Below are 10,523 nucleotides of genomic sequence, written 5' to 3'. Positions count from 1 at the left end.
ATGTGGCGGCATACACAGCATTTGAATACTTTTTCAATAACGTCGAAAAAGCATCCATGTCTCCACGTTTAGCCCTTAAGACATATTCATCATCGTTTAGCACAACCCCAAACTACCTCCTTGATCGAGTCTCTAGAATTAAGACGTAATTTCTGTATGAAACCAGTCATATTACATCAAGTTTTTATGAATTCTAGTCTGCCTACCAAGAAATAAATCGATAGCAGCACCACCGCAGATCGACCAATCAGACCCTTGGTCATTAAGAAATGTACAGGCTTGGAACTATTCTTCATAATAAGCAACCCTCCCTAAAAGCTATGTTTCATTAGTTATTAGGTGTATTTTACAGTATATGGGATGTAACTTCCATGCTGATGTTAACGTGCAGACTACGGCAGCCTGCTCAATAATGTATGTTATTAAACTATCCTGCTCGTTAGTGCAATGTCCCAAATTTTACTGGATACGATTCCCATACTGTTTAACCTGTAACGATAGAGAATAAAAAAAGGCTGCCTCAAACGTCATCTTGGATGACTTTTTCAGCAACCTCCTTATGTCAAACTAATTTACTTATCATTTATGGTTTTGACATACCGTAATCACATTGAAATCATCATCACGCATGTTGAAGAAGGATACAAACTCATTCCGGATGATCCCACCATAAATGATTTGGAATCCTAGACTTTCTATTAAAACAGCCGCTTCATCTATATCATCAGCGGGTACGAAGCAAAGCGGCGGAGCTTTATCTGGAATTGGAGCATTATCCATTCCATTGGAATCAATCAAAATGTCCGTTCCGTTCGACAAATGCAGGATGTGCAAGTGACCGAAACGCTCCTGTTGCTCGCTCGAAAGATTAAATAGACTGCTATACTGCTCTGCCGACTTATCAAGATTTCTTGACCAAAGAATTACGGAACTGATCTTACTCTGAATGGGATTCTTACTTTCTACAGGATTAATCATTGTGAACTTCCTCCTTGTTTTTAATCTTTTAAGACTATCTTTTCTCACGCCAATCCAGATTTGGAGCTTTCTGCAACTGAACGGGTACGTTAAGCGTTTTTCCTGCTTCGAGCAACAATTCTTTACAAAAATAATAACCTCGATGATACACAATCCGGTTGTTCTCGAAATCATATTCGCCAATATCGTGAAGAGCAAGCCCTAGCTCGGTTTCAGCCAATACCACGAATACTTTCCGACCCCACAAAAGCTCCAACGAAACATGCAAAACCGGCCCTCTATGTTTGAAGGAACCATTAAGCATTTCTTTCTTCGAATATTCCTGAAATCCGGGTTTGGCATCATTTTGAATACTTTCCTCAAACATTCCAAGAATACTGTCCATATCGCCGCTTCTCATTGCCTGAAGCAAGGTATCCAGCAGCTGAGCGTTGGATTCTATATTATCTGGCTGAATTTGATCCGGAATTTTGTTGCGATGCTTGCGGATATTGGCTCTCGCACGGTGAAGGGCTGCATAAACTGAACCTTCGGTCATCCGTACCATCCCGGCTACGTCGGAAGCGGTAAATCCGTATACTTCCATAAGTAGGAACACAGCAATCTGCCTTTGCGGCAGATACTGGACCAATACTTCAAGTGCCTCAATCATTTCCAATGGATCAACCGTTTCTTCGGGAAAGTTGTATAAATCCAGTTCTGCATACGTATCCATTGGAACCTTCTTTTTCCGTAACCCATCAATTCTCGCATTTGTGGCAATTCGGAACAAGTATGATTTTAATGCAAGCGGATGCCAAATTTGGGCCATCGTTGCAAAAGATTTTAATAACGTTTCTTGAAACAAGTCTTCTCCATCCCATGGAGAGCCTGTTAAATAGCGGCAGTATCTCCAGAGAGATTGGCGATGCGGTTCGATCAAATCTTCGAATTTCTTATGTAATGCTCGAGTCTCTTCAACAATCGGATCGTAAGATTCGGACATGCCATCCATCCCTTCCTGTTTTTCCTTATGTAAGACGTGTAGCATTTTGAAAATCATACGGCCGGATTAAAACTATTTTATTTGGTATGATCCAGAGTATAAATTCGTCATATAGAAAGAAATACCTGTATAGTCAACATGCTTGCTAGAGTGTATAGTCAACATGCTTGCTAGAGTGACTGGTTTCAACAAAAAAACGTACCAATACATGTGGTATGGCTCTCTAACTCCTGCTCAACTAACCTGCCCGTTAGAGTAACACGGCTGCCAATCCATGTCAGCAGCCGTGTCTTAGTTATCTATTAAGCTTTAGTGTCCCGTTAGTTCAATGCAACTACGTGTCGTTCACGATCTTCAACGCAAACAGCCTAGCATTGCGGGAGGGGCTTGTTCGATGGCCTCGAGGAACGCAAAACGATCAAAATCAAGGAAAACGACAGGTTGGATGAAGAACTGTTAACCCGTCTGCTTACGCAAGCATCCTCTGCTATCTAGCCTCGCAGTAGCAGAATAAGCCTGTTTGCCCCCTATGGTACGGTGGCTGCAAACAGGCTTTTTGATTCCGCTTATATCATGATATGTCTTCGTTCAATGCCAGCCACTGCACCGCCGACCCGAACCTGATTGATTTCGCCGCTCTCGCTCAGGCGCAATCCTGCCTTGATTTCAGAAGGACAATCCATCGAATACCCTTGCCTGAACATGACATTCTCTACTTCCCGCAAAGATCGTTGGCCATGTTGGTACAAATAGCTGAGCAGGGCACCGTTGGATGTTCCTGTCGCGCTCTCCTCGGGAATATCGTACAGCGGCGCAAAATTCCGGCATTCCGCAGCAGCATCGTCTGGAGTATCCATCGTGAACAGATGATATCCAACCACATCATATTTTTCGCTGATGGCGGTTATGGCATCAAAATTTGGCTGAACCTCATTCAAGAGCTTCCTGCTGCGGATCGGGATCATAATGTCCCGCAGGCCCGTCGAAACAATCTGGATGGGCAACCCGGTTTCCAGATCCTCGGCATCCATCCCCAAAGATGGGGCGATTTCCTCACAGGATATCCTTTCAAGAAATTGTGGTAAAGCCTGTGACAAATAAACAAGACCCTCGGAGCTAATATCGACATCCAGAATCCCTGCCTTGGTTTCTATCGAATAGGAGGTCCCTTCCTTTGACAAACCCAGCGAATGCATTAGTCCAAACGCAGCAATCGTGGCGTGTCCGCACAGATCAACTTCGCTGGCGGGAGTGAATAGCGGATTTTGTAATCCGCAAGCAGGGATTTTTCCATAAAGGCCGTCTCCGAAAGGCCCAATTCCTTCGCTATGAGCTGCATTTCGGCAGCATCCAGAGAAAGGCCATCCTCCAAGACAACGCCTGCTGGATTACCGCCACGCTCCCCTTTCGCAAACGCATTTAACGTATACACTTCCACATTCATTTTCCGCTCATCCTCTCTTTATCCTCGAAAAAACGATGTGCGCAACCGCACGTCCCAATCGCCTCCATGATCTTCCTTTTATCGATTTATTACTAGGTAAAGACGACAGGAGCGATTGAATTGTTGCGTTAATCTGCCCGTTAGCTTAATGCCGTCCAGTCTAATACTATATTTTCTCAGTCTAATGGTTTATTTACTTTTAACATATTCACCAGAGATCGTATTCAAAATCGTCTAATATGTAACATCTAGTTTTATCTTAGCTATAAACTCCCTAATAATCTAAACAAAATTTACATTCATATAATGTGTCACATTATTTAACGTGTTTATTTTTTACGATAAATAAATAATTTCATTGACTTTTAAAGAAATACGGATTTTGTGAAGTAGTGTTAAGAAGTAATTGGATATGCGCATATCCACACATCCAATTCACAATTATCAAATTTTACTGATATCTCAATAATTCACTTCGTATTTAATCTCATCTATTTGATTTATATCTGCGATTGCTATTGCAACATTCGGCACATGCTCTGCAAGCCTATGACACAAATACAAATACCATTCGGATCCGTATGTGACATATACACGAGTGGAATATTTATTGTGGTTAAAATGTTTGATCAGATCTGGTTTAACCCCGAATAACATTTCAATCTCTACGAATGGCAAATTCAAATATCCTCTAGACTGTATTCTTTGCAAAAGATATTCGTCATGCGTTGCAATTGACACAGCATGCTTTTCTTGAATACATAATTCAACCAATTCCAAGTATCGCTCATTCAGTTCTGCAGATCGATTCATTGCAACATCAGCTGCTTCCTGAAAAGCCCCTTTAACAATTCGAATCTTACCTGGAATATGTAAAATCGACTTCAGATCATCCATAGATCGGTGTAAATGCGCTTGAATCGTAATTCCTACATTCGGGTACTGCGATGCGATTTGTTGATAAATCTGAAGAATATCCTCGGTTTTGGATGCTTCCTCCATGCTTATCATGATTGTGATTCCTTTCACGAAAGCTTCATTAGCTATTATTTCCATATTTGTGATGGCTAATTCTTTGCTTACACTTAAACCAATATGTGATAAGTCAAGACATACTGGTGCATTCAGATCTTCATCCGCAAGATCAAGAATCAGTGCCAAGAATTCATCTCTGGCGACTTGACATGCTTCCGCAGTATCTGTATTTTCACCTATATACTCCATCGATACTCCATAACCTTTTGCACGAAGAGATTTAGCTAACCGAATTCCCTCTTCTCTCTTGTCACCTGCAATATAGCGCTTAGCCGGTTTGAGTAATGTATTGTAGATTTCCGGTGTTTCCATCACGAAACGTTTCACCTCAAGATTCCTTGCAATCTTCCTTAGTGTATCTGCAATTAGCTTCTCATTTTCCAACATGTAAGCCCCTCCTTTTCTATTCGAAATAAGACTAACATGTTAAACTGGTTATGATGAGAACCACTTCATACGGATTTGGATGGGTACCAGTTAAGGAGGGCGGATGCACCCGTGGTTTGGATGACATTAGATCGTACATTACCTACTACGCTTACCAGACAAGTATTCAATCAGCTTCAAACGAAAATATTTAGTGGTGAACTTGTTGCTGGATCCCCTCTTCCCTCAACTCGTCAATTGGCAGGTCATCTTCATGTTTCACGTAATGTGATTCTAGAAGCCTATGATCAGCTAATGGCTGAGGGTTATCTAGAAAGCAAACAAGGCTCTGGCACCTATGTTGCCGAAGGTTTATTACTTGAACAATCTTCTATTCCTGAACAATCAATCCTAACTGAAGAAAGTATCTCGAAATCTTCAAATGAGAATCAGATTAGCTTTCGCTCTGGCATTCCTGCTCTGGATCTTTTTCCACGTAAAATATGGAGTCAACTCACCCAGCAAGTGTTAGTAGAAGCACCTAGTGACAGCTTCGGATATGGTTCTCCAGAAGGTAGGTATGAACTCAGAAGCGCAATCGCACAATATGTGCTGCGAACACGCGGTGTACGTTGTGAACCTAATCAATTAGTAATAACATCCGGTGCTACTCAGGGCATAACCTTAGTTGCCAAACTCCTTGTTAAACCAGGAGAAGATTTTATGATCGAAGACCCTATCACCAATGATATTCAGACGATCTTCAGATCCCACGGCGCTAATCTAGTACCACTTCCTGTTGATGAGCACGGTATAGATACTTCCCTTATGACACAAGGTCATCATCATGGCAGCGTCTATGTAACACCTTCCCATCAATATCCACTCGGAGCAGTTCTTCCGATCCAGCGAAAAGTTCAATTAATTGAAAATGCCCGCCAAACAGGTAATTACATTATTGAGGACGATTATGACAGTGAATTCCGCTATGAAGGCTCACCTATCCGTTCTTTGCAAGGTCTCGATCCGAACGTCGTTATTTATCTGGGTACTTTTAGTAAAATACTCTCCCCTGCACTACGCATAGGTTACATGGTACTGCCTCGTCCACTTATTGAGCAGTGTAGAAGTCTGAAATGGTTTAGCGACTTACATACACCTTCCATGGAGCAGCTAACTCTCGCACGGTTTATTGAGGAGAGGCATCTTGAAAGACATATTCATCGTATGAAAAAAGTGTACAAACAGCGAAGAGATATAGTGAAACAAACTCTTAAGTCCCATTTTGGAGAAGAAGTACGTGTCACTGGAGATACAACGGGATTACATTTGATAGCGGAGTTTAAACATATTCGTTTCACTGAGGAAGTTCTGGATCGTATTCATCACGCTGACGTGCTTCTACAACCTGTTGAAATGCATGCTAATCGTAAAGGAAATCATGTGCATCGTATTATCCTTGGTTTCGGTCATTTATCTAGTGCTGAAATTGAAGAAGGAATTCGTAGGTTAAGAAGTATTCTCTAATGACATGTTAAACATATGGAAAGTTAATAAGGGAGGCGCATGCAATGAATGGACAAGTATATCTAGTTAAATCTTTAAATACCGGTAAGATTGAAACGTATACATATGGAAAAAAAGTATATCAATCTGCAATTAAGAAACAGCCTGTCGAAACCCCCTTATTTTTAAGTAAGCTAGGATTTATTGAGGATGAACAGGCTTATGAACATCATGGTGGTGAGAACAAAGCAGTATGCGTGTATCCGTACGACCACTATGATTATTGGAGACCGACATTTAAGAACATGGTTGAGTCTGCTCTTTTTGGAGAAAATCTAACAGTCGCTGGTTTGACGGAAGATAAGGCACATATTGGCGATACTTTTTCCTTTGGGGATGCCATTGTTCAAATATCTGAGCCGCGAAACCCTTGTTATAAGCTTGCTGCTAAGTATGAAATACCAAGTTTAATCGTACAAGTCCGAAATACGGGATATACAGGATTTTTAATGAGAGTGTTAAAAGAAGGTATGGTTTCTGTTCATGATCAATTAACTTTAATTGAGCGAGTTTCCGATGACGTTTCGGTTGCTTTGGTGAATGATGTTAAATTCCATGATTGCTTTAATCCGAATAAAGTTGAGAAAGTCCTGCAAGTTAAGGAACTATCGGAAAGTATAAGAAGCGCCTTGCAAGAACAGTATGAAACAGGTAAGAAAAAAGGTTGGGGTTAAGTCATTGCGCCTCTATCCTAATGTTAAAAAGAGCCTAAATCTCTTGCATCCGCAAAGATTTGGGCTCTTATAATATAAAATTCTAAACAATATTGAGCAGTAAAGTTTTACGCCTCAAACACCCAGTCCGGATTCCACACAACTTCCCATAAGTGTCCATCTGGATCTTGAAAATACCCCGAATACCCACCCCAGAACGTGTCTTGTGCTTCAACTGTGATTGTTGCGCCAGCCTTACGAGCTGCTTCCATAATCTGATCTACTTCATCCCTGTTCTCCACATTATGACCAATCGAAAACTCAGTTGGACTCGGTGTGGATAGAGGCATTCTAGAATCATGAGCAAGATTCTTACGCTCCCAGATCGCAAGCTTTAGTCCAGCTTGTAAATCGAAGAAAGCAACGGCACCATGCTCGAACTCCGTACCGATAATCCCTTGTGTAAGAAGACCGAGCCCATCCCTATAAAAACCTAATGATCGTTCTAAATCATCTACACCAATCGTAAGAACAGCAATCCGTGGCTTCATCTATATCCTCCAATCCTCCATCAATTAAATGAATTCTGTCTTAAGTTTAATGAAATCATTCTTCTCTATACGAACGCCTGACTCCTCTATCCGATGAATGGCATCGTCTGTATTCACAAGTGTTTCTGGCAAGTAGATCCCACCGCTATTCGGTTTACCGACCAAGTTCAGTACACCATCAATTGCAATTGCGATCCCAAGACCTGTTTCATGCGCCTGACCATTGGGATTAGACACAACAACTTTGCGAACGACTTCTTCTCCAGTTTTCAAAATGCCCTCGATCTCGATATATACATCATGTGAGGGTGTTTGCCCAGCTTTAGTTCCTATGGATTCGCCTTGCAAAATATCCACCCGAATATTAGGTGCGCGAGTAGTTCCTGCTAAACTCGGTACATCTAGTAATTGGTAAGGTACACCGTCTAAAGACACTCCATCAATATGAATTTGACGGATGTTATCGCTAACCTTCACCCATTCCCAGTTCCCATCCTTGCGAATAAGTGCTTGTTCCGACATTCCACCATTATCGTCAAATTCACTTGCGTTCATTGGACCAATAGGATCATTGGGATCATAGAGTGAAGCTAATTGAATCGATTGTATAGATGAAAAATCTTCGGATGCTTTTTGTGCGACATACATGTTAATTCCAGCGTCTGTGTGACCGAGTAATAAGACTGGCTTGCTTAAGGGTGTTTGTATAGCTGCGAAAGTGATCGGACTGATATCTCCAATTAATTTGGTTATCCCAATGTGTGCAATATCTCTTGCAATAGCCGCATGAATCAATTTATCAGCAGGATCTTGCAGCGCAGCGACAATCAGATCGATATCACCTACTGCATCTAGTGAAGAATCAACGTTAATAATATCGAGAAGTGCGACACTTGCATTGCCTAGTTCTTCTGCAAGTGCTTTTCCCTTTTCCGGATTACGACCTGCAATTATGATCTCTACTTCTTTATTGATCCGTCTAAGATGTCGTGCTGCATGGCTTCCAATCATTCCATATCCACCTGCAATTAGTACGCGTAAACTCATATTGTTTTCCCCCTTTGGATAACTGCTATGAGAGTATTATGTTGGATAGGAACAATTAATGGAAGAAAGCACTTTAAAGTGCTATAAGCACTTTAAAGTGTCCTAGGTACTAAAAAGTACCTACATTTCAACTTAATTTTACAATTTTCAGAATACTTTAAATTTCATCGTTATACCAGTTTTTCCAACCATGCAGTAAGTGCTTCGCCTACTTGGTCGGGTGCATCTTCTTGCGGGTAGTGGCGGCCAGGTACCGTAACTTCAGTCTGAGACGGCCAAGTTCGGCAGAAATCGGTGTTTGCTTTCGACAATCTACCGGGTTCACAATGTACAAAAAGTTTAGGAATGGTGCTTTGCGCTAGAAATTCACCGTATTCGTTGACAATTGCTATGATTTCAGCTGGATCACCGCCAACCGGAAGCTGACGCGCCCAACTCAGCATAGGACGACGGCTTTCACCCGGCTCCAGGAATGGACGACGGTATTGGGCAAACTCTTCTTCCGTCAACTGGCGTATAATGTTAACCGGCAAGTTATACTCGATGAACGAATTTTGTTCCAGCACCATTAGTTCCCCTTCTGATGATCGAAGCGCTTGAAACACCTTGCGTCCTTCCTCTGGCATTTCACTCCAGCTTGTTGGCTTAATTATCGCCTCCATATATGCAATGCCCTTAACTGCGCCTGGATGACGCTTCGCCCAATCAAACCCCAACGCCGAACCCCAGTCATGCACAACAAACGTAACTCGCTCGCTAACACCTAGCTGTTCGAGCAGCTTGTCGAGATATCCGCGGTGCTGATCGAAGGTGTACACGTTAGGTCCGCTGCTTAGAAGTTTGTCTGAATCACCCATGCCGACGAGATCAGGCGCGATACAACGGCCAAACTTCTGTGCATAAGGAATGATATTGCGCCATAGATAGGAGGATGCTGGATTGCCATGCAAGAAGACGATCGGATTGCCGTTTCCTTCCTCTACATAAGCCATCTCCACACCATTTACTTGCATGCGCTTTTTCTCATACGGGAAAAGTTCATTAATCATTTTACATCTCACCTTCCAATTTGTTATTTTGTTGTTCTTGCATACGTTCAAATTTATAACGAGTGATCTCAATCGCATGTGCAACATCCTGCTCAGAGTTCAAATACACGGAAACCCAATTCGAATCGGGGAACATATGATGCGACTGTGCCTTTCCTTCTTCGATCCACCGATCTCGTTCGGATTTCGTCGATAGAAGGTCAAACAAGCTGTTGCCGTGAAGATGGCCGATTTCCTTCCCGTTTAACTGAAATTCAATTCCCCCGAACCGATGCGGATGCTTCGATACACCGTCCCACGACATCAACTCTTCCGTGAGCGTCACCCCTCCACTTCCTGTCATACTTCCTACTCCTCCTTCTTGGGATTGGTTTCCCTTTTCACTTAAACTTCACTCTGTACAAATAGAATGCTATTGCAACTAATTGCAATATACGCTGTATACAATGCTATTGCAACTAATTGCAATATACGCTGTATACAATGCTATTGCAACTAATTGCAATATACGCTGTATACAATGCTATTGCAACTATTATTTTTAGAAAATCACAAAATTTATGTTCGCAGGAGGAGAAAAATTCAAATTCACCTCTTCCAATCTGTCTTCTCTACGTTAACGATGGATTCCTTTATCAAGCAAAAACACCCCGCAGCGCAGACTTCAATTGAAGTGACCCCTAAAAGTTAGACACGGTTATTTCATCAGGCAGCTTGGGTGAAATGAGTTCGGTACTGTACCGGACTCATTTTTAATTTTGCCTTCATCCGTTTCGTATTGTAGTAATCTATATATTTTTCTAGTTCAGTTTTAAAATGCTCCACACTTTCAAATTCCTTTAAGTATAG

11 protein-coding genes and 1 pseudogene are annotated in these 10,523 nt (G+C 41.8%); 2 read left to right on the top strand and 10 right to left on the bottom strand.

All coding sequences use genetic code 11. The annotated features are described in order from the left end of the window. Nucleotides 1-171 precede the first annotated feature (171 nt). The 5 genes and pseudogenes from NV379_RS26210 to NV379_RS25595 all read right to left on the bottom strand — a co-directional run bounded on the left by NV379_RS26210 (nucleotide 172) and on the right by NV379_RS25595 (nucleotide 4,826). Nucleotides 172-240 carry a hypothetical protein gene (locus NV379_RS26210; protein ID WP_373426172.1) on the bottom strand — a complete coding sequence of 23 codons (69 nt, stop codon included), beginning with the start codon at nucleotides 238-240 and terminating at the stop codon, nucleotides 172-174. 339 nt (nucleotides 241-579) lie between these two features. Next, entirely contained in the window at nucleotides 580-978 is a 399-nt protein-coding gene (locus tag NV379_RS25610; protein WP_258210169.1) for a VOC family protein, read from the bottom strand. Nucleotides 979-1,012: 34 nt separating this feature from the next. After that, nucleotides 1,013-1,963 (bottom strand): RNA polymerase sigma factor, encoded by a 951-nt coding sequence (locus NV379_RS25605; protein ID WP_258210168.1) that lies wholly within the window; start codon nucleotides 1,961-1,963, stop codon nucleotides 1,013-1,015. A gap of 566 nt (nucleotides 1,964-2,529) precedes the next feature. Continuing rightward, a pseudogene (locus NV379_RS25600) lies at nucleotides 2,530-3,407 on the bottom strand (PhzF family phenazine biosynthesis protein). A 462-nt stretch (nucleotides 3,408-3,869) separates the two neighbouring features. Then, nucleotides 3,870-4,826, bottom strand: coding sequence for a proline dehydrogenase family protein (locus NV379_RS25595; protein ID WP_373426171.1), 957 nt, complete (start codon nucleotides 4,824-4,826; stop codon nucleotides 3,870-3,872). Nucleotides 4,827-4,940: 114 nt separating this feature from the next. Here NV379_RS25595 and pdxR point away from each other — a divergent pair, with 114 nt between their 5' ends. Then, on the top strand, nucleotides 4,941-6,335 hold the full coding sequence (gene pdxR / locus NV379_RS25590) for a MocR-like pyridoxine biosynthesis transcription factor PdxR (RefSeq protein ID WP_258210166.1): 1,395 nt from the start codon (nucleotides 4,941-4,943) through the stop codon (nucleotides 6,333-6,335). A 44-nt stretch (nucleotides 6,336-6,379) separates the two neighbouring features. After that, nucleotides 6,380-7,048 (top strand): MOSC domain-containing protein, encoded by a 669-nt coding sequence (locus tag NV379_RS25585; RefSeq protein WP_258210165.1) that lies wholly within the window; start codon nucleotides 6,380-6,382, stop codon nucleotides 7,046-7,048. Nucleotides 7,049-7,155: 107 nt separating this feature from the next. On the opposite strand, the gene NV379_RS25580 is transcribed toward NV379_RS25585, so the two are convergent. The 5 genes from NV379_RS25580 to NV379_RS25560 all read right to left on the bottom strand — a co-directional run. Next, a complete protein-coding gene (locus NV379_RS25580) occupies nucleotides 7,156-7,578 on the bottom strand; it encodes a VOC family protein (RefSeq protein ID WP_258210164.1) in 423 nt (140 codons plus the stop codon). 24 nt (nucleotides 7,579-7,602) lie between these two features. Continuing rightward, entirely contained in the window at nucleotides 7,603-8,625 is a 1,023-nt protein-coding gene (locus NV379_RS25575) for a saccharopine dehydrogenase family protein (protein ID WP_258210163.1), read from the bottom strand. A gap of 170 nt (nucleotides 8,626-8,795) precedes the next feature. Further along, complete coding sequence (locus NV379_RS25570) at nucleotides 8,796-9,674, bottom strand: haloalkane dehalogenase (RefSeq protein ID WP_258210162.1); 879 nt, start codon at nucleotides 9,672-9,674, stop codon at nucleotides 8,796-8,798. A gap of 1 nt (nucleotide 9,675) precedes the next feature. Next, on the bottom strand, nucleotides 9,676-10,017 hold the full coding sequence (locus NV379_RS25565; protein WP_258210161.1) for a luciferase domain-containing protein: 342 nt from the start codon (nucleotides 10,015-10,017) through the stop codon (nucleotides 9,676-9,678). Nucleotides 10,018-10,379: 362 nt separating this feature from the next. Continuing rightward, a partial coding sequence (locus NV379_RS25560; protein ID WP_258207824.1) for an IS3 family transposase occupies nucleotides 10,380-10,523 on the bottom strand: 144 nt, incomplete at its 5' end.

This window comes from Paenibacillus radicibacter (assembly GCF_024721995.1).
Taxonomy (GTDB): domain Bacteria; phylum Bacillota; class Bacilli; order Paenibacillales; family NBRC-103111; genus Paenibacillus_AM; species Paenibacillus_AM radicibacter.
This window is presented reverse-complemented; position numbering and strand designations above follow the sequence as displayed.